Below are 21,176 nucleotides of genomic sequence, written 5' to 3'. Positions count from 1 at the left end.
GAGGGCCGACTTACCTGTCACTGCTCGCGTTTGCTCATGGGGATTCCAATAATGAAAAACCCTTATGCTCCCGCTTTTTGGTGCGTGTTCTTCGCACTGGTGCTGTTATCGGCCGCCTATTTCTACGGCGTCATGCTCGCCCACCAAATCGACAAGGCCATGGTCTTTCTCGACAGTGCCTGCCTGGTGATCGGCACGTTGTCCATTGGTGTGGTGGCGTGGGCGTCTTATCAAAATCAACGGGTGAAGAAGAAGCTGCTTGAGCAAGGCAAGACCCGTGTGGCGATCTGGGACACCAAGGTTGCGCTACGCCGCGTTGAAACCGTGTTCGACCGTTATTTCTGGGGCAGCTATTGGCAGCCCGGCCGTACTTTCCAGGAGGTCATGGGCGAACTGACCGGCACCCCCCTGGAAAAAAGCCTCGAAGCCCTGAAAAAACAATGCGTGCTGCTCGATCAGCAGGTCGCTGATGGTAGGCATTGGCTGAATAACGCACGGGAATTGTCCGATGTGGCCAACGCCATGGCCCGCGAACGTTACCAGTTGGACTTCTGCGACCCCAAGGCCGACACCCCCGGCAATGCCGTCATACACCGCGAGTTTGAGGTGTTGGTGTACACCTGGACCGCCCGTTTGAAGAGTTTCGATCACCAACTCGATGAAGTCGAATTGGAGTACTCGTGAACCAACTACTGACCTGACCCCTCTGAAAAGCTGGGCCGTTCGCGGCCGCCAGTGCTAATCTTCCCCCCGTTTCGGCGGGCTTGAGCCAACCCCCTCGGGGTTCAAGGAAGACAGCCCACTTCTCACAGGATTTGATCAGGTCACTTCATGAATAAGCCAGCAGTTGTTCTTTTGGGTTTTGTTGTCGCCGTCGGCGTCGTCAGTGCAGGCGGCGCCTGGTACACCGGTAAGCAGCTGGAGCCGGTGCTGCAAACCGCGATCCAGAACGCCAACAAGGAACTGCAAACCTCCATGGCCGGCGTCGATGGCACCGTGAACCTGGAGCTGGTCTCCCTGGATCGTGGCCTGTTCAGCAGCACCGCCCATTACCGTCTCAAGGGCCAAGGCAGCGTCTTCGGCGAAGAAAATCCGAACCCTGAGCTGCTGTTTGTCGACCATATCGAACACGGCCCGCTGCCGTTTTCCCGCCTGGTGTCGCTGAAATGGTTGCCGGTCATGGCCACCAGTCACTACGCGCTGGAAAAAAACGCCACCACCGAAAAGTGGTTCGCCGCCAGCAAAGACGTGTCGCCGCTCAAAGGCGTGGCCAATATCGGCTACAACCGTTCGGTCAACGGCAACGTCGAGTTGCTGCCTCTGGAGTTCAAGGACGACAAGTCCTCGGTGAGTTTCTCCGGCGCCAACCTGGACTTCGATAGCACTGCCGAGGGCCAGAAGGTCAAGGCCGACGGCTACATGAACAGCCTTAAGGTCACCGCAATCGATGCCAACGGTGCGCCGTTTGAAGCCGAACTGGCTGGCCTGACCGTGGCCAGTAAGCTGGAAAAATCCACTTTCGGTTTTTACACCGGGCAAAACACCGTTGAGCTGACCGACACTAAGGTCACCTTCGGCCCGCAGAAAGCGGTGCTGACCCTCAAGGGCTTCGAGCAAAAAGACACCAGCCAGACCAAGGACAACAACCTGGCCGGCCGCGTCGACTACAAAATCGACGAAATCGGTTACCAGGGCAAACCTGTCGGCTCGGCGGCCATGGCCTTGAGCATGAAGAACGTCGACATCCCGGCGATGCTGGTGCTGACCAAGCTTTACCAGGACAAGATGCAACCGGTGCAAGCCGCTGCCGCTGCCGGCCAGCCCGTGCCTGAGCTGCAACTGACCGAAGCCGAGCAGACCCTGGCAGAGGCGAACGTCAACCAGGTGCTGGCCGCCAAGCCGCAACTGGCGGTGGAAAACCTGTCGCTGAAAACCACCCATGGCGAAAGCAAATTCAGCCTGGTGCTGGACCTGACCAAGCCTGCGTCCATGGAACTGCCGCCGGTTGAGCTGGGCAAACAAGTCATCGCCATGCTGGACGCCAACCTGACCCTGTCCAAGCCAATGGTTGGCGATGTTGCCGCCCTACAAGCCGAAGTGGGCGGTGTGACCGACCCTAAAGCCATCGAGCAGCAATCGCAGATGGCTGCCGACATGGTCAGCGGCATGGCGGTCGGCACGCAACTGGCGACCCTGGTGGGCACCGACGTGGTCTCCAAACTGCACTACGCCAACAATGAAGTGATGTTCAACGGCCAGAAGATGACCGTTGAGCAATTCATTGGTTTTGTCATGGCCAAAATGGGTGCGGTCAGCGGCGCGCAGTAAGATTTCTTACATCAGTAAGAAATAAATAATGTGGGGGCGGAAGGGCTCGCGACAGGGGTCAAACGACCGGCGTTGATGCCGGTTGACACCTTATCGTCGCGGGCAAGTCCGCCCCCACATTCATATTTCCGGCAGGCCCTGCAATTCTGAACAATTGTTCTGAATTGGCCTTCTGCCTACGTTCCTAAGGGATAGTTCCTACAGGAAAGCTAGGCCGGGTCACTAGACGTCGGCACCCTGATGCGTTTTGCTCAGGACCACCTATCGTTACAGCTTTCCTTGTGTAAGGAAGCTCACGATATGCTGCGAAACCTACCCATCAGTGCTTCAGGCCGGTTGCGACTGCTCATCGGGGCCGCCTTGTGCAGCCAACTGCTGATGCCCAGCCTCGCGTTGGCCGATCCGGCCTACGATGCCCTGATCATCCAGGCGCGTAACGGCAACTTCACGCCCGCCCTTACCCAATTGCGCCAACTGCCTGCCGAACGCCAGACACCCGGCCAGATCAGTGATCACCTGGTGATTGCCGGTTGGGCAGGTCAAGACACCGAAGTGCTCAAGGTGTACGAGGCTCAGGGCAAAAATCGTAACCTCACCACCCAAGCCCTTGCCACGGTCGCGCGCACGTATCGCAATCAAAAGCAGTGGCCGCAGGCCTTGGCGGTTTATCAGCAGGCATTGCTGCGTGAACCGAAAAATATCGACCTGCAACTGGGCCAGGCCCTGACCCAGGCCGACGGTGGCCAAGCTACCGAGGCGGTGCAACGCTTGCGCGCGCTGGTGGCGGCGCAACCCGATGATCCGAACCGCCGCATGGCTCTGGGCTATGCACTGACGCGCGCGGGCTTGAACTACGACGCGCTGTTCGAATTCGACCAAGCCTTCATCCGCGCCGGTGATAAGCCCGAAGTGGTCCGCGAATACATCGTCGCCCTGCAAAAGGCTCGCTTGCCGGAGCCCGCTCTGCGCCTGTCGGCCAAACATCCGGGCGTGCTGGACGCGGTCACCCAGCGCCGCCTGGAAGGCGACCTCGCCGCCGAGCGTGTGCGCATGGCCGAGTTCGCCACGCGTACCGAAAAAGAACGCTACGTGGTCGCCGACCGCGCCCTCAATGATTACGACACACTGCTCGCGCGCTGGACCCCGGACGCCAGCGCCCATGACGACGTGGTGCGCTGGCGCATCGACCGCCTGGGCGCCCTCAAGGCGCGGGCACGCACCGCCGATGTGATACGCGAGTACGAAACCCTCACTGGTGAAGGCGTGCAATTGCCGACCTACGCCGTGCGTTGGGTCGCCGCGTCTTACCTCGACCAGCGCCAGCCGGAAAAAGCCGAGCCGTTGTATCGCAGTGTGCTGACTGCGCCGGATGCCGACCCTGGCGATCACGTTGAAGACAGCACTGCGTTGTTCTACGCCCTGCTCGAAAGCGACAAAGTGATGGAAGCGCGCGACGTCGCCAACAGCCTGGCCACCACTCAGAAACCTCGCGTCGAACTCAAGGGCTTGCCCATCGGCAACCCCAACGACAGTTGGATGGACGCGCAACAGCTGGCGGCCCAGGCCGGCACCTACGGAGGTGACCTGCCGGGCAGTGAAACCGGCCTTGAGGCACTGGTGCAAAAAGCCCCGGGTAACGTCGGCCTGCGCCTGGCCCAGGCTGACATGTACCGCGCCCGTGATTGGCCACGCCGGGCCGAAGGCGCCCTCAAGGAAACCGAAACCCAGGTCCCGCGTGATATCGGCCTGGAAGTGTCCCAGGCCTACACCGCCATGGACCTTCAGGAATGGCGCCAAATGGACGCGCTGACCGATGACGTGCTGGCCCGTAACCCGGACAGCCGCCAGGTGCAGCGCCTCAGCCGTCTGCGCGATGTGCACGACATGGCTGAACTGCGCGTTGAGGCCTACACCGGTAAAAGCTATGGCGGGGGCAATAACGGCGACGTCGGCGCGGTCGCCGGTAGCCGTGATTGGGGCATCGAAAGCGTGCTCTACAGCCCGCCCATCGACGAAGACTGGCGCGTCTTCGCCGGAGCCGGTTATGCCACCGCCGACTTTACCGAAGGTACCGGCCAGCACCGCTGGCAGCGCGTCGGCGTGGAGCAGCGTACCCGCGACATGACCCTGCAAGCCGAAGTCTCCAACCACTCCTACGGCTATGGCTCCAAACAAGGCGCAAGCGTGTCGATTGCCCGCGATATCAACGACAACTGGCAGTACGGCGGCAGCCTCGGCTACCTCCTGGCCAGCACGCCGCTGCGGGCCTTGAATGCCGATGTCACGGCCAACGGCGGCAGCGGGTTTATCCGCTGGCGTGCGAATGAAAGCCGCGAATGGAAACTGTCCCTCAGCCCGTCCCGTTTCAGCGACGGCAACAACCGGCTCGAAGCGTTGCTGACCGGGCGCGAGGGCATCTACAGCTCGCCGCACGTGCAAGTGGACTTGGGCCTGGAGGTCGGCGCCAGCCGCAACTCGAAGGAAGACGTGGTGTATTTCAACCCGAAATCGGACTTCAGCGTGTTGCCCACCGTCACGGTCAACCATGTGCTCTATCACCGCTACGAGACCCAGTGGAGTCAGCAGTTCCAGGTCGGTGCAGGTACGTACAGCCAGCGGGATTATTCCACCGGTGGCGTTGGTTTGATCGGCTACGGCCAACGCGTTCGCTGGAACGACGTACTCGAAGCCGGCGCCAACCTGAGCCTGATCAGCCGACCTTACGACGGCGTTCGCGAACGCGATCTGCGCCTGCTCGTCGACCTCATTTACCGTTTCTAAAAGAGCCTGACCATGACTGTCCTCAGCCGTTGCTTGTTGGTCCTGGGTGTATTGCTGGCCGGTGCCTGCGCCCAGCAACCCGCGCCCTATACTCCCCCCGCCGAGCGGCCGATACCGGCACGCGAAGCGCCGTGGCCGAAAAACCACTTCCTGGGCATCGCCTACCACGACGTCGAAGATCGCGACCCTGATCAGGCCGTGGTGGCGGTGCGCACCGAGCGTTTGATCGACCAGTTGGCCTGGCTGCGCGAAAACGGTTACCAGGCGGTCAGTGTCGACCAGATCCTGGCGGCACGCAGTGGTGGGCGTGAGCTGCCGCCCAAAGCCATCATGCTCAGCTTCGACGATGGTTACTCAAGCTTCTATACCCGTGTGATGCCGATTTTGCGCGCCTATAACTGGCCAGTAATCCTGGCGCCGGTCGGGTATTGGATCGACACGCCCTTGAACAAACCGGTGGATTTTGCCGGCACGCCGCGCGCCCGTTCCGACTTCCTGACCTGGGAGCAAGTGCGCGAAGTTTCCAAATCGAACCTGGTGGAAATCGCCGCCCATACCGACGCCAGCCACATGGGCATTCTGGCCAACCCGCAGGGCAACCTGGAGCCGGCCGCCGCGACACGTCGATACGATGCCGCCACCGGCAAATACGAAACCGAAGCGCAGTTCCAGGCGCGGATGCGCGCCGACGTAACCGCCATTTCCAACAAACTGCGGGCCGTTACCGGCAAGGCTCCGCGCGTGTGGGTGTGGCCTTACGGCGCGGCCGATGGCACTTCGTTGGCCGTGGTGGGTGAACAGGGCTACCAGATGGCCCTGACTCTGGACGATGGCCTCGACGACCTCGCCAACCTCAAGAGCAGCCCGCGTTTCCTGGTGGCATCCGACCCGGATGGCGAGCACTACGCCAATGCGATTGTCGGCACCCAGGCCAAGACCTCGATGCGCGTGCTGCACGTCGACCTGGATAATGTCTATGACCCCGACCCGGCCCAAGAGGCGCGCAACCTCGACCAGTTGATCCAGCGCGTAGTCGACATGGGCGCCAGCACCGTGTTCCTGCAAGCCTTCGCCGACCCCAAGGGCGATGGCCTGGTGCACTCGCTGTACTTCCCCAACCGCCACCTGCCGGTGCGCCGCGACCTGTTCAACCGCGTGACCTGGCAACTGCGCACCCGTGGCCACGTGAACATCTTCGCCTGGATGCCGGTGCTGAGCTTTGCCCTCGACCCGGCGTTGCCACGCGTTACCCGTTGGGACCCGCAGACCGGCCAGGTCGGCATCGACCCCGACCAGTACAAGCGCCTGTCACCGTTTGATCCCAAGGTGCGCCAGCAGATCGGCGAGATCTACGAAGACCTGGCGCGCAACACCGCCATCGATGGCGTGCTGTTCCACGACGACGCACTCTTCTCGGACTTCGAAGACGCCAGCCCGGCCGCGCTCAAAGCCTATGCCGCCAACGGCCTGCCGAGCAGCATTGGCGCATTGCGCGCCGACCCGGCCGTGATGCAGCGCTGGACGCGCTTCAAGAGCCGCTACCTGATCGACTTCACCCAGGAGCTGGCCGGTAAAGTCCGCGCCATTCGCGGGCCGCAGGTGCAGACCGCGCGCAACATCTTCGCCGAGCCGATGCTCAACCCTGGCAGCGAAGCCTGGTTCGCGCAGAACCTCGATGACTTCCTCCAGACCTACGACTGGACCGCGCCGATGGCCATGCCGCTGATGGAAGGCGAGACGCTGAAGAACTCCAATGCCTGGCTGGAAAAGCTGGTGGCCACGGTCAAGGCACGTCCCGACGCCTTGCAGCGCACCGTGTTCGAATTGCAAGCGAAAGACTGGCGGACCAAAGAGGCGCCCGATATCAGCGGCGCGCAGATGGCTGAATGGATGGGGGTGCTCAAACGCCAGGGGGTCAGGAGCTTTGGCTACTACCCGGATAACTTCCTGGAAAACTCACCGGACCTGAAGACAGTACGTCCGGCCCTTTCCAACCAATGGAACCCTTGACCATGTTCGACAGAATCCTGGCTTTATTCGTGTTGGCGTTGGTATTGGGCGTGCCCCTTGGCCTGATTTTCCTGGTCACCGGGCAGTTCCTGATGGACTTCGTGTTTTTCTACCCGTTGTTCATGTCGGCACTGTGGATCGCCGGCGGCCTGTATTTCTGGCTGCACTGGGAGCGTCACTGGCCGTGGAAGGAAGACACGCCGGCGCCAACCCTGGCCGGCAACCCGCTGATCTCGATCATCATCCCTTGCTACAACGAGGGCGATAACGCCGCCGACACCATTCATGCGGCCCTGAACCAGCTATACCCGAATATCGAAGTCATCGCCGTCAACGACGGCTCCAAGGACAACACCGCCGCGGTGCTCGACGCCCTGGCCTTGCAACACCCACGCCTGCGGGTGCTACACCTCGCGCAGAACCAGGGCAAGGCGGTGGCCCTGCGCATGGGCGCCGTGGCCGCGCGCAGTGAGTACCTGGTGTGCATCGACGGCGATGCCTTGCTCGATAAAAACGCGGCGGCGTATATGGTCGCGCCGATGCTCGACAACCCGCGCCTGGGCGCCGTGACCGGCAACCCACGCATCCGCACGCGCTCAACCTTGATCGGCCGGGTGCAGGTGGGCGAGTTCTCTTCGATCATCGGTTTGATCAAGCGTACCCAGCGCGTGTTCGGCCGGATCTTCACGGTGTCCGGTGTGGTGGTGGCGTTTCGCAAGAAAGCCCTGGACCGCATCGACTACTGGAGCACCGACATGATCACCGAGGACATCGATGTCAGTTGGAAGCTGCAACTCGACCACTGGGCGATCTTCTACGAGCCCCGCGCCCTGTGCTGGATCCTGATGCCCGAAACCGTCGGCGGCCTGTGGAAGCAACGCCTGCGCTGGGCCCAGGGCGGTGCCGAGGTGCTGTTCAAGAACATCCGTGGCATCTGGCAATGGCGCCATCGCTACCTGTGGCCGCTGCTGTTCGAATACTGCCTGTCCACCGGTTGGGCCTTCACCTTCCTGCTCTCGGTGATTTTCTGGGGCGTGGGCAAATTCGTGGTGCTGCCACAGGCGATCGCCGTCGACTCCCTGGTGCCACCGGCCTTTACCGGCCTGGTGCTGGCGATGGTCTGCCTGCTGCAGTTTGCGGTGAGCATCCTGATCGACCGGCGCTATGAGAAAGACCTGTGGAAAAGCCTGTTCTGGACCGTGTGGTACCCGATGGTGTTCTGGCTGATCAGCTTGCTCACCACCCTGGTCAGCTTTCCCAAGGTGCTGTTTAACCAGCATCAGAAGCGTGCGCGTTGGGTCAGCCCGGATCGCGGCATCAAACCCAGTGAAGAGGAGGCGTGATCATGAAACTGGTCAGAACTCGCCAGAACACCCTGATGTGGATCATCGATGTGCTGCTCACGCTATTGGCGTGGGGCGGGCTGGTTTGGCTGTTGGCGCGCGGGATTACTGCGATGCTGGAAACCCATGGCGGCCCACGCATCGAAGCGCCGATTTTTGCCGCGCTCAACACCTTGCAGATCTACCTGTGGATCGCCTTGTTCAATGCGTTGATTCTGATCAGTTGGGCGCGCTATCAACAACGTCGCGGGCGCAAGTTCGCCCAGCGTCGCGCCGAGGCGAATGCGCTCAGCGACAAGAGCCTGAGTGAAAGTTTCAACCTGGGCGACGGCCACCTGGAGCAGTTTCGCAAGCCGGGTGTGCTGGTGATCCACAATGACGAAGACGGCGGTGTGGAGGACGTGAAGGCCCATGTTTCGCGCGACGTGGAGCGCCCGGGCCTGAGCCTGGTGCCCGGCGCAGAAAAAGACAAAGGCGCGGGCTAGAAATTCCAAAGCACCCAAGACCCATGTGGGAGCTGGCTTGCCTGCGATAGCGGTGGGCCAACAACCACTAAATACCTGACACGCCGCCATCGCAGGCAAGCCAGCTCCCACATTCCACCGGCGTCGCTTGGAATTCCGATAAATGGGATCCAATTCACAAAACTCCCGCGAACTTTTTTGTATTCCCCCGCACTAAGCTAACTCGGAAAGCAGTTGATGGCTAAATAATGGCCGCTTGTCACTTCTTTGCCGAATGACTATCAAAACAGTTGCCGCTTGTCGGAATAAAAAGTTTCAACGACAGGCTCAAGCTCTTTTTGATAATTCTTTATTGTTATTAATCAAAGTGTTGCCTAACTAATGTTGGCGAATGTGCAACTGCCCCAGTTTCTTGGGCTAGCGCGAGTTCGATGTTAGTTTGCCGCCCCTTGATTTTCGATGGATCGAACATGTCTTTGTTATTGCCACGGACTCGGTATTTGCTGTGCACTTTCCTGCTCACCTGCTTGAGCCTGAACACTGCCACGGCCGCTCCCACGCCAGGGGATCAGGACTTGATCCGCGACCGGCAAAACCGTCTGCTCGAAGAGCAAAGCCGTCGCCTGCAAGAACTGCAGGACTTGCCCGGCAAAGAGGCCAAGCCCCAGGCACCGGCCACGCCTGCCGACACCCGTTGCTTCCCGATCAAAGACATCGAACTCAAAGGCGCCGAAAGCCTGCCCGCCGGCGACCGTACGCTCTTGCTCAAACCCTATGTCGGCCAATGCCTGGGCGTCTCGCAGCTCAATGAACTGCTCAAGGTCATCACCGACTATTACATCGCCAAAGGTCGCGTCACCAGCCGCGCCTATTTGCCACAACAAGACCTCGGCAGCGGCCACCTGCAAGTGCTGGTGGTCGAGGGCAAACTCGAAGCGTTGCGCAGCGCCGAAGGCAGCACCGTGACCGACCGCGAACTGGCCATGGCGTTTCCCGGCAAGGTTGGTGAGGCGCTGAACCTGCGTGAAGTCGAGCAACTGGTGGACCAGCTCAACCGCCTGCCGTCCAAGCAAGCGCAAATGGAACTGACCCCCGGCAGCCAGGTTGGCGGCAGCGACGTGGTGGTCAAGAACACCCCACAGAAGCCTTGGCGCGCCAGCCTGTCGCGCAATAACGACGGGCAACGCAGCACCGGCGAACAGCAATGGGGCGCGGGCCTGGAGTGGGACAGCCCGCTCGGCCTGGCCGACCAACTGGTGCTGCGCGGCGGCCACGACGCCATCAGCGACCACCAGAAAACCTCGAAAAACACCATGCTCTACTACAACGTGCCGTGGGGCTGGTGGAACTTCACGTACACCTACAGCGAGAGCGATTACCGCGCCCTCGGCCATACCGACACCTTCAAGTTCAAACAGTCGGGCGACAACCAGAACCACCAACTGCGCGCCGAACGCGTGATCCACCGCGATGACGTCAGCAAGACCTCGGTCAACGTGGGTGTGGCTCACCTGCGCACCAACAACTACGTCAACGACGCCCACCTCGAAGTCAGCAGTAATCGCATCAGCGAACTACAGTTTGGCATCAACCACGGCCGGCGCATCGGCAGTGCTTTCGTCAACGTCGACCTGGGTGTGCAGAACGGCATCGGCGCCTTTGACGCCCAGCGCGACGACCAGCATCGCGATCAGTACGGCAACCTCACGCCCACCCCGGATTACCGCAAATACACCGCCACCGTCAGCTATTTGCAGCCGTTTCGTCTGTGGGGCGAGTCGTTCAGCTTCACCAGCCTGGCCACCGGGCAACGCAGTGAAGACGTGCTGTTCTCGCCGCAACGCATCAGCCTTGGCGGCTCGTCGTCGGTACGCGGTTTCAAGGATCAGCAGCTGTCCGGCGACAGCGGTGGCTACTGGCGCAATGAAGTGCGCTGGGCCCGCCCGGTCACCCTGGAATGGCTACGCCCGGCCTTCGCCGAATACGGCACCAGCCTCGGTTACGACCAGGGCGTGATCCGCAACGACCGTTACAACGGCGACAACCACGGCCGCGTCTCGAGCAACTCCGTGGAACTGTTCGCCCGTGGCAAATACGTCAGCACCAGCGTGACGTTTGCCCACTCGTTAGAAAGACCGGGAGTCGTGACGGAGCGCGAAGCGCCGATCTACTTCCGCATGGATTTCTTCCTGTAATTCAACGCCCAGCTGCAACGAGAATTTGACCATGGATGTTCGCCACTTTGCCTTTTTGGCCCGCCAACCTTCTGCTGCCCTGAAGCGCCGCGACGCGTTCTTCGGCCTGCCCAAGCGCGGCCTGGTGCTGATCCTGGTCAACGCGCTGTTCTGGCAGCCGTTGCTGGCCCAGGCCGAAGGCATTGTGGTGAGCAACCCGGCCACTAGCGTCGGCCAGGCTGGCAACGGCGTGCCGGTGGTGAACATCGCCGCGCCCAATGGCAGTGGCTTGTCCCACAACCAGTTCAAGGACTACAACGTCGGCCCCAACGGCGTGATCCTCAACAACGCCACCGGCGCGGTGCAGAACACCCAGCTCGGCGGCTACATCGTCGGCAACCCGAACCTCAAGGGCGGCGCCGCCAGCGTCATCCTCAACGAAGTCAACGGCGGCAGCCCGAGCCAGTTGCGCGGTTATACCGAAGTGGCGGGCCAGTCGGCCAAAGTCATCGTCGCCAACCCGTACGGCATTACGTGCAGCGGCTGCGGCTTTATCAACACCCCCAACGTGACCCTGACCACCGGTAAACCGGTGCTCGACGCGAGCGGCCAGTTGCAGCGCTACCAGGTTGACGGCGGCGCCGTGACCATCGACGGCGAAGGCTTGAATGCCAGCAACGTCGATCGCTTCGAAATCATCACCCGTACCGCCAAGATCAACGCACAGATCAACGCCCGTGAACTGGCGGTGATCGCCGGGCGCAACGACGTTGATGCAAAAACCCTCAACGCCACCCCGCGCGCCGACGACGGCAGCACCAAACCCGAGCTGGCCATCGACTCCACCGCGCTGGGCGGCATGTACGCCGGCGCGATCAAGCTGGTGGGCACCGAAGCCGGTGTGGGCGTGAAGCTCGACGGCACGCTGGCGGCCAGTGGCGGCGATATCCAGCTCGATGCCAATGGGCATTTGAGCATGGCGCAAGCTGCCGCCAGCGGTGCGGTCAACGTCAACGCCGCAAGCCTGGACGCCAAAGGGCCGGTATATGCCGGTACAGCCCTGAACGTGAACACCCAGGGCGATCTCACCAACCGCCAAAGCCTGGCCGCCCGTGACCGCATTGCGCTGTCCGCCGGTGGCACCTTGACCAACGGCGACATCATCGAAGCCGGCGTCAACACCGATAACACCCGCAACGCAGCAGGCGATGTGAGCCTGCGCGGCAAGGCCGTCAACAACACCGGCGCGAGTGTCATCGCCAGCCGCACGTTGAGCGTGGATGCCCAAGCCCTGAATAACCAAGGCGGCACACTGGGCGCCAAACAGCGCACCCAGATAACCGCCGCCTCGGTCGACAACCAGAACAAAGGTCGCATCCTCAGCAATAATGGCTTGGCTATTACCGCAGATCGCCTGCAGAACACCCAAGGTGGGCTGGTCACCAGCGACGGGCCGCTGACGGCGGTGGTCGGTGAATTGCACAACCAGGGCGGTGAAGTCTCAAGCCTCGACACCGCAGCGCTGACGGTCGCCACCCTCGACAACGTTGCGGGCCTGATCACGGCGGGCAAGGCCTTGAGCCTCAACGTCGGCAGCCTCAACAACCAGGGCGGCCTGGTCACCAGCCAGGGCGTCGTCAACGTGGCCGGTAACAGCCTCGACAACCGCCAGAAAGGCTTGGTCGCCGGTATCGGCGGTGTGCAGGCCAATCTCGTCAGCATCGACAACCGCAACGGCGAGCTGTCCAGCCGTTCGGGCGTGCTGGTCACGGCTACACAACTGGATAACAGCGATGGCGGGCTGGTGGTTGCCGGTGGCGGCGCAGCCCTGAATATCGATCAGTTGCTCAACCGCAACCAGGGCCTGATCAGCAGCGAAGGGCTGCTGAGCATCTCGGCGCGCACCCTGGCCAACAACGCCGGTACGCTGTCCAGCGCCGGCCCGCTGACCCTCAGCACCCTTGGCGCGCTGGACAACCGAGGCGGGCGCCTGGTCACCGACAGCAGCCTGATCCTCAACGCCGCCAGCGTCGACAATAGCCAGAACGGCACCCTGAGCGCGCGCCAGGCCCTGTCCCTCGGCACCGCCGACCTGAACAACCAGCAAGGCGGCCAGATCACCAGCGCCGAGGCCCTGACCCTGGACCTCAACCGGGGCGAGTTCAACAACCAGAACGGCCTGATCAACGCACCGCTGTTGATGCTCAACAACCTCAAGAACGTGCATAACCAGGGCGGCGAGATTTCCAGCAACCAGGCGTTCACACTCACCGCCGACAACCTCGACAACAGCCGCGGCAAATTGCTGAGCAACGCCGCGCTGACCCTGCGCATCGGCCAGGCCCTGGCCAACGTCAAAGGCATGATTGCCGCCGCCTCGGTCGATGCGCAGGCCACCGACCTCGACAACAGCGGTGGCACGCTCACCAGCCGTGGCGACACCGTACTCAACGTGGCTGGCCGCCTCGCCAACCGCGACCAGGGCCTGCTCAACGCGAGCAACGCCTTGACGCTCAACAGCGCCGAGCTGGACAACCAGAACGGCTCACTGCTGGGCAGCGCGATTGCCCTGGACTTCGGCACTGCCACTGGCGACCTGAACAACACCGGTGGCCTGATCACCACCGCCGGCAACCTGACCATCAACCACCTGCGCGACCTCAGCAACCAGGGCGGCGAACTCTCCAGCGCGCAAACCCTGAACCTCAGCGGTCGCACGTTGAACAACAGCAACGGCAAGCTGATCAGCAATAACCTGCTGGTGCTCAATGCTCAAAACCTGATCAACCAGAACGGCCTGATGTCCGGCTGGCAGGGCCTGACCGTCAGCGGCGCGAACCTCGACAACCGCAACAGCGGCACCTTGTCGAGCCGTTACGGCGACCTCAATGCCACGCTGACCGCCAGCCTGCTCAACAGCGCGGGCGGTGCACTGGTCAGTCAAAAGGCGCTGTACGTCAGCGCCGGCGAATTGGACAACAGCAACAAAGGCGTTCTCTCCAGCGCATCGGGCCAGCGCCTCACCGTGGGCGGTTTGCTGAACAACGCCCAAGGCGGCGTGATCGACAGCGGCGCAGCCTTGACCCTGAATGCGCAAAACCTGGACAACAGCGCCGGCAGCATCAGCGGCGGCACCGCCACCAGCCTCGACCTGTTGGCGACGCTGACCAACACCAATGGCAAGTTGGCCAGCGGCGGCCCGCTGCTGATCAGCCGCGCGGCGCAGATCAACAACCAGGGCGGCCAGATCGCCAGCCAAGGTTTGTTGACCCTGCTGACCGGCGGCCTGGACAACCGCAACCGTGGCACGCTGGCCGCCAACGACCGCTTGAGCCTCACCGCCAGCGGCCTGGTGCAGAACGGCAACGATGGCTTGATCTACAGCCAGAACGCCGACCTCAACCTCACGGCCAACCGCGTGGACAATGGCAAAGGCACCGTGCAAAGCCAGGGCGGCATGAGCGTCGACGTGGCCGACACGCTGGATAACCAGAGCGGCAAACTGATCGCCCAGGCGGGCGACCTGAGTGTCAACGCAGCCAGCCTCGACAACCGTGGCGGCACCCTCGCCAGCCTCAAGGCCGCACTGCAAACCCAAGTGGTCGGCGTGCTGCGCAACGGTTACGACCTCAACAACAACCGCCAGGGCGGCGTGATGCAGGGGCAAAGCCTCAACCTGCAAGCCGGCGCTGTGGATAACTATGGCGGGCGCATCGCGGCGCAGGGCGGCAACGCGCTGGTCACGACCGGCAATTTCGACAACCGCAACGGCGGGCTCTATGCCAAAGGCCTGATGCGTGTGGTCGGGCATGACTTTGATAACAGCGGCGACAACGACGGCCAGATTGCCGGCCAACAAGTCGACCTGGACCTGAGCGGGGCGCTCAACAACCGCCTGGGCATCATCGAAAGCGAAACCACCCTCAAGGTGCGCGCCGCCAGCCTCGATAACCAGACCGGGCGCCTGCGTGCGCTGGGCACGGCGGGCACCACCGAATTTGCCATCGGCGGCTTGTTCGACAACCGCAACGGTGTGGTGGAAACCGCCAACAACGACCTGACCCTCAACGCCGGCAGCTTCCAGAACCTGGGCGGCAATGTACTGCACGTGGGCACCGGCAATTTCGGCATTGCACCCGCCAACCTCAACGACGTGGGCGGCAGCCTGGTCACCCGTGGCGACTTGACCATCACCCAGGGCAACTGGACCAACAGCAGCGTGATCCAGGCCGGGCAACTCACCGTTAACGTCGACAGCCTCGACCAGACCGCCACCGGCCAACTGCTCGGCGCGCGACGCTTTATCGGCAATGGCGCCAACTGGACCACCCACGGCCTGATCGCCAGCGACGGCACACTCGACCTGACCTTGAGCGGCGCATTGAACAGTACCGGGCGCATCAGCAGCCTGGGCAACCTCAACCTCAGCGCGGCCCAAGCCACCCTCAGCGACACGGCCAGCATTGCCGGCGGCGGCGTCACCACCGCCAACATCGCCGGCACGCTCAACAACCGTGGGCGCCTCACCGCCGCTACCGACCTGGTGGTCAACGCGGGCACACTCAACAACTACGCGACCCTGGGCAGTGGCCAGCGACTGGTCGCCACCACCGGCGCCTTGCTCAATGACCACGGCCTGATCTTCAGCGGCGGCGACATGAGCCTGCGTGTCGATGCGCTGAACAACAGCTACGCCGACCTCTACAGCATGGGCAACCTGAGCGTCGACCGCGATGGCAAGGGCGGCCTGGCCAGCAGCATCCTCAACAGTTCGTCGACGATCCAGAGTGACGGCAACCTCAGCCTGTCCGCCAATTCGATCAAAAATGAACGGGCGGTACTCACCGTCAACGACGCAGGTGTCTACACCGCCTCCGCCACCCTAGGCACGTGCATCGAGTACGTCAACGCCGGTGACTGCCACGCCGGTGGCACACCGCGCAACTACGTGTGGGAACTGGTGACCCGCGACAAACTGGAAGTGACCGCCGCCAGCGCCGGTTCGAGCATCACCTCGGGCGGTAACATGACCCTGGCGGGCGGCGACCTGCTCAACAGCAGCAGCTCGATTGCGGCCGGTGGCAACTTCACCGCGCGCCTGAACAACCTGGTCAACACCGGCATCGAAACCGGCGAAACCGAGACCTACCGGCTCTTTACCTCCGCCCGCACCAAACACCCGGAAGGCTGGTTCAGCGCCGCCGCTGCACTCACCAACAAATACTGGTACCAAAGCGCTGGCTACAACCCCAATGACCTCGGCGGCCTGGAAGCCACCGTGGCCAACTTCGTCGGTCTGATGGAGAAAGAGAACACCCAGTTCGGCAAAGTCACCAAAATCGCCAGTGACGACCAACGTTACGCTGCGGTGATTCAGGCCGCCGGCGCGGTAGACGTCAAGGCGCAAGCCGGTATCGACAACAGCGTGGTGCGCCTGGGCTACAACTACATCGGTGCGGGCGCCAAAACCACTACCGGCGCCACCGGTGCCAGTGGCGCAGCCGGTTACTCCACCCGCGTCACCCTCAACCAGCAACTGCCGCCAGACCTCGCCCAACAGCAGATCAACCCGTTGAGCCTGCCCGGCTTCACCTTGCCTACTGGCCAAGGCGGGCTGTTCCGCCTCAGTGGCGAAAGCGCCAGCGCGCCGGCCACTACTGGCCCGCAAGGCTGGACCCTGGGCGGCGGCAGCGTCGACCGCACGCCGGTGACCGGCCCGGTCGTACCCGGCAGCGGCACCTCGGCCGACGGCGTGGTGATCAACCGCGTGCAAGGCCTGCCAGACAGCCAGTTCGTCTCCAACCCACAGAAATACCTGATCGAAACCAACCCGCTGCTGACCAACCTCAGCCAGTTTTTAAGCTCTGATTACATGCTGTCCAAACTGGGCTTCGACCCGGACCAGGCACAAAAGCGCCTGGGTGACGGCCTGTATGAACAGCGCCTGATCCAGCAAGCGGTCATCGCCCGTACCGGCCAGCGCTTCATTGATGGCCAGACCAGCGACGCCTCGATGTTCAAGTACCTGATGGACAACGCCATCGGCACCAAGCAGGCACTTAACCTGGCCGTAGGCGTGAGCCTCACCGCCGAGCAAGTCGCGGCCCTGACCCACGACATCGTGTGGATGGAAAACGCCACCGTCGCCGGCCAGCAAGTGCTGGTGCCCGTGCTCTACCTGGCCCAGGCCAACAACCGCCTGGCGCCCAACGGCGCACTCATCACCGGCAGCGACCTTAACCTGGTCAGCGGCACCGACCTCAACAACGTCGGCACCCTGCGCGCCACCAACAACCTGGCGGCCAGCGCCGGGCGCAACATGGTCAACAGCGGCCTCGTGCAAGCGGGCAACCGCCTCGACCTGCTCGCCGGCAACAACCTCACCAACCGCGCCGGCGGCATCATCGCCGGGCGCGACGTCAGCGTCAGCGCAGTGAATGGCGATGTGCTCAACGAACGCACCGTCACCAGCCACCAAAGCAGCAGCGGCTACCGCACCGAACGCACCGACTTCGTCGACAACGCCGCCCGCATCGAAGCCGCCAACACCCTCACCCTGCAAGCCGGGCGCGACGTCAACAGCACCGGCGGCGCCTTCAAAAGCGGCGCCGACCTGGGTGTTCAAGCCGGGCGCGATGTGAACCTGGCCACCGCCGAACAGCGCAATGCCAACACCGTCAGCACCTACATGCGCAGCAGCAGCGCAAACCAGTACGGCACCGTGATCGAAGCCGGGCGCGACTTCCAGGTGGTGGCTGCGCGGGATATCAGCGCCATCGGCAGCCAGCTCAATGCCACGCGTGATCTGGCGCTGGTGGCCAAGGGCAATGTGAACCTGGCGTCGGCGGCGAATGAACAGCATTCGGCGTTTAATTCCAAGAAGGTCACCAGCCAGGAAGACCACGTCCAGCAAGTGGGCACATCGTTGGTGGCCGGTGAGAACCTCTCCCTGAGTGCCGGCAACGACCTCGTCGTCAGCGCCAGCCGTGCGAGTGCCAGCAAGGAAGCCTACCTGTACGCAGGCAATGACCTGGCGCTGAACGCCGCGCAAGACAGCGACTACAGCTATTACCGCAAAACCAAAACCAGCAAAGGGTTGCTGTCCAGCAGCCAGAAAACGCGCATCGACAGCAGTAACCAGATCAGCCAGCAGGGCTCTTCCATCAGCGCTGATACCGTGGTCGTGCGTGCTGGCCGTGACATCGGCACTACCGCCAGCGACGTGGTTTCCACCAACGCCACCAGCCTGATTGCCGGTCGCAATGTGGTGATTGATGGGGCGACGGAAACCTTTGAACAAAGCCATTCGTCCTCGACCAAAAAATCGGGCTTGATGAGCAGCGGCGGCATCGGCGTGACGTTGGGTTCAAGCAGCAACCAGAACACCTTCACCAGCAGCACCGAGACCACCCGGGCCAGCAACATCGGCAGTGTGTTGGGCAGCGTGGATATTCAGGCTGGCAAAGACCTGACCATTCGCGGCTCTGACGTGGTTGCCGGTAAGGACATCAGCCTGGTTGGGCAAAATGTCAGCATCCTGGCTTCCGAGAACAACAACCGCAGCGAGCAGACCTCCAAGAGCAAAACCAGTGGTTTGACCCTGGCGTTGTCCGGCACCGTGGGTAGCGCGGTGGACTCCGCTTATAAGACCGCCAAGCAAGCCAAGAACGAGGACGACGGCCGCCTCTCGGCGCTGCAGGGTGTGAAGGCAGGGTTGACGGGCGTGCAGGCGTGGCAAGCGGCGCAGCAGAATGGCGGCATGACCGGTGCTAACGCTTCGCAATTTGTGGGGATCAGCATCTCCCTGGGTTCGCAAAAATCCGATTCCAAACAGACCCAGGAGCAGACACTCAGCCAGGGCAGCAGCCTGACGGCCGGCAACAACCTCACCATCGTGGCGGACGGCAACGGTACGCCTGGGGCCGCAGGTGATATCCATGTTCAAGGCAGCAAGCTTCAGGCCGGTAATGAGATGCGGCTGGCGGCGGAGCGCGATATTCGCCTGGAAGCTGCGGCGAATAACCAAAAACTTGATGGCAAAAATAGCAGCAGTGGTGGTGCGGTAGGTATCAGCCTAGGCGTGGGTTCCGAAGGCGGCGGCCTGAGCATTTTCGCCAATGCCAACAAAGGCACCGGTAACGAGAAGGGCACCGGCACCACCTGGACGGAAACAACCCTGGATGCGGGCAAACAGGTCAGCCTGATCAGCGGCCGAGACACCGCCCTGAAGGGCGCGCAGGTCAGCGCAGACAAAATTACCGCTACTGTGGGCCGCGACCTTACGCTGCAAAGTCTGCAAGACACCGATAACTACAAGTCCAAGCAGACGGACGTGAGTGGGGGCGTCAGCTTCGCCATCATCGGCACCGGTGGCAGTGCAAACCTGAGCATCAGTAAAAGCAAGATCGACTCCAAATACCAGAGTGTGCAGGAGCAAACCGGCCTGTTCGGCGGTAAGGGCGGCTACCAGATTGACGTAGGCAACCACACGCAACTCGATGGTAGCGTGATCGGCAGCACAGCCACGCCGGACAAAAACCGCCTGAGCACCGGCACGCTGGGATGGAGCGTTTTAAAGAACAAGGCTGAGTACACAAGCCAGTTGCAGAGCGCCAGTGTGAGCAGCGGTAGCGGCAGCGATGGCGCCAATGCGTTCATCAGCAATATGCCCTCCGGCAGCTTGATCGCATTCAATCACGGCGACAGTGACAGCGGCACCACCTCATCGGCCATTTCCAACGGTACCCTCGACATCCGCGACCCTGCCAAACAGCAGCAGGACGTTGCAACGCTGAGCCACGATGTTGAACACGCCAACGGCAGCATCAGCCCGATCTTTGATAAGGAAAAAGAGCAGAAGCGCCTGCGCCAGGTGCAGTTGATTGCGGATATTGGTACTCAGGCAGTAGACATTGTGCACACACAAGGCGAGCTCAACGCCAAAGAAGCGGGTCGCAAAGAGCTCGCCGCCAAAGGCAATGATCAGCCGACGAAGGAGCAGATCGCTGCCAGCGATGCCTACAAAAAAGTCATGGCTGACTACGGCGTGGGCGGTGACTATCCGCGTGTAGCGCAGGCGGTTACAGCGGCATTGCAAGGGCTGGTTGGGGGCGATATCGGTTCAGCCATTGCGGGCGCATCAGCACCGTACTTGGCGCAAGTCATCAGGAAAACCACCGGAGATAACGCTGCACTCAACACCATGGCGCACGCCGTACTCGGTGCAGTGATAGCGCAGGCCCAGGGCAACTCGGCTTTGGCGGGCGGTGCCGGGGCTGCGACGGGCGAGTTGATCGCCCACCAACTCTACCCAGGCACGGCAACGGCGGATCTTACGCAGGAGCAGAGAGAGACGGTTTCAGCGTTGTCTGGTTTGGCCGCAGGGCTGGCGGGTGGGATTGCTGGCGGTGACCTGAGCGGAGCAGTGACGGGTGCGCAGGCGGGGACTAATGCTGTTCAGAACAACCTGCTGTCGAACACCTACGGTGTTGATCGGTTGGATGAAAAGAGTCTGGCACTTTATGAAAAGCTTAAAGCCGCTGGAATCGGAAGCATTGATGAACTGCAGAAGCGGTTTACAGGGTGTGCTGGCAACGGTGAGTGTGAGCGCGGTATTCGCAATGAATATCGACAGCAGGAGAAAAAGGCTGGCGAAACACTTGTAGAGCTCTATAAAGCCGGCAAATTGAGTCAGGAAGAATTCGGTGTCCTGGTCACGGACTATTCCATCGCCATGATGGAGGGCGTTAAGAAAGGACAGCTGAGTACCGACTCTGCAGGCTATGGCGATATTTATTCCCTGTCCGGAATCGATTGGACTCCGCTGGGTATGATCAGCAATCCCTATGTGGACGCAATAAAAAACAGTGGGCAAATTGCGGAGTGGAGAAGACAGGGGTTAAGCGACGAAAAAATCAATGAGCTTGCCCTTAAGAGTGGTGTGGTCGACTCGGTTTTAGCGCCGGTGGATGTAGCTGGCGTTTTGAATCTCGTGGACAATGGCGCCTCCAAGGAAGATGTTCTACGATTTGCTGCAGCTATGGCGTTGGGTAGGCTTGCGAAAGGTGGTGCAAAAG

8 protein-coding genes are annotated in these 21,176 nt (G+C 61.8%); all 8 read left to right on the top strand.

The genetic code is table 11. The features are described from left to right. Positions 1-51: 51 nt before the first annotated feature. Positions 52-684 carry a hypothetical protein gene (locus ACI77D_RS27990; RefSeq protein WP_064450116.1) on the top strand — a complete coding sequence of 211 codons (633 nt, stop codon included), beginning with the start codon at positions 52-54 and terminating at the stop codon, positions 682-684. 147 nt (positions 685-831) lie between these two features. Further along, positions 832-2,328: a YdgA family protein gene (locus ACI77D_RS27985; RefSeq protein WP_407017945.1), complete on the top strand. Its 1,497-nt coding sequence runs from the start codon at positions 832-834 to the stop codon at positions 2,326-2,328. Positions 2,329-2,628: 300 nt separating this feature from the next. Next, positions 2,629-5,109, top strand: a complete 2,481-nt coding sequence (gene pgaA / locus ACI77D_RS27980; protein ID WP_407017944.1) for a poly-beta-1,6 N-acetyl-D-glucosamine export porin PgaA — start codon at positions 2,629-2,631, stop codon at positions 5,107-5,109. A 12-nt stretch (positions 5,110-5,121) separates the two neighbouring features. Further along, positions 5,122-7,119 carry a poly-beta-1,6-N-acetyl-D-glucosamine N-deacetylase PgaB gene (gene pgaB, locus ACI77D_RS27975; RefSeq protein ID WP_262666707.1) on the top strand — a complete coding sequence of 666 codons (1,998 nt, stop codon included), beginning with the start codon at positions 5,122-5,124 and terminating at the stop codon, positions 7,117-7,119. A 2-nt stretch (positions 7,120-7,121) separates the two neighbouring features. Beyond that, positions 7,122-8,462, top strand: a complete 1,341-nt coding sequence (pgaC, locus tag ACI77D_RS27970) for a poly-beta-1,6-N-acetyl-D-glucosamine synthase (RefSeq protein ID WP_064450120.1) — start codon at positions 7,122-7,124, stop codon at positions 8,460-8,462. 2 nt (positions 8,463-8,464) lie between these two features. Then, the gene (gene pgaD / locus ACI77D_RS27965) at positions 8,465-8,947 is read left to right on the top strand and encodes a poly-beta-1,6-N-acetyl-D-glucosamine biosynthesis protein PgaD (RefSeq protein WP_064450121.1); all 483 of its coding nucleotides are present in this window, start codon (positions 8,465-8,467) and stop codon (positions 8,945-8,947) included. 449 nt (positions 8,948-9,396) lie between these two features. Further along, the gene (locus ACI77D_RS27960) at positions 9,397-11,121 is read left to right on the top strand and encodes a ShlB/FhaC/HecB family hemolysin secretion/activation protein (RefSeq protein ID WP_407017943.1); all 1,725 of its coding nucleotides are present in this window, start codon (positions 9,397-9,399) and stop codon (positions 11,119-11,121) included. A 31-nt stretch (positions 11,122-11,152) separates the two neighbouring features. Beyond that, positions 11,153-21,176, top strand: a 10,024-nt coding sequence (locus tag ACI77D_RS27955) for a hemagglutinin repeat-containing protein (protein ID WP_407017942.1), incomplete at its 3' end; no start/stop codon positions are given.

Origin of the sequence: Pseudomonas sp. O39, assembly GCF_045447295.1 — a bacterium.
Taxonomy (GTDB): domain Bacteria; phylum Pseudomonadota; class Gammaproteobacteria; order Pseudomonadales; family Pseudomonadaceae; genus Aquipseudomonas; species Aquipseudomonas antarctica_A.
Note: the sequence above shows the minus strand (reverse complement) of the source record. Positions and strands in the feature narration are given on the sequence as shown.

Excerpts from the sequence above, each read along its gene's own strand:
- ACI77D_RS27990 (WP_064450116.1), top strand. The coding sequence starts at position 52 with ATGAAAAACCCTTATGCTCCCGCTTTTTGGTGCGTGTTCTTCGCACTG.
- ACI77D_RS27985 (WP_407017945.1), top strand. The coding sequence starts at position 832 with ATGAATAAGCCAGCAGTTGTTCTTTTGGGTTTTGTTGTCGCCGTCGGC.
- pgaA (WP_407017944.1), top strand. The coding sequence starts at position 2,629 with ATGCTGCGAAACCTACCCATCAGTGCTTCAGGCCGGTTGCGACTGCTC.
- pgaB (WP_262666707.1), top strand. The coding sequence starts at position 5,122 with ATGACTGTCCTCAGCCGTTGCTTGTTGGTCCTGGGTGTATTGCTGGCC.
- pgaC (WP_064450120.1), top strand. The coding sequence starts at position 7,122 with ATGTTCGACAGAATCCTGGCTTTATTCGTGTTGGCGTTGGTATTGGGC.
- pgaD (WP_064450121.1), top strand. The coding sequence starts at position 8,465 with ATGAAACTGGTCAGAACTCGCCAGAACACCCTGATGTGGATCATCGAT.
- ACI77D_RS27960 (WP_407017943.1), top strand. The coding sequence starts at position 9,397 with ATGTCTTTGTTATTGCCACGGACTCGGTATTTGCTGTGCACTTTCCTG.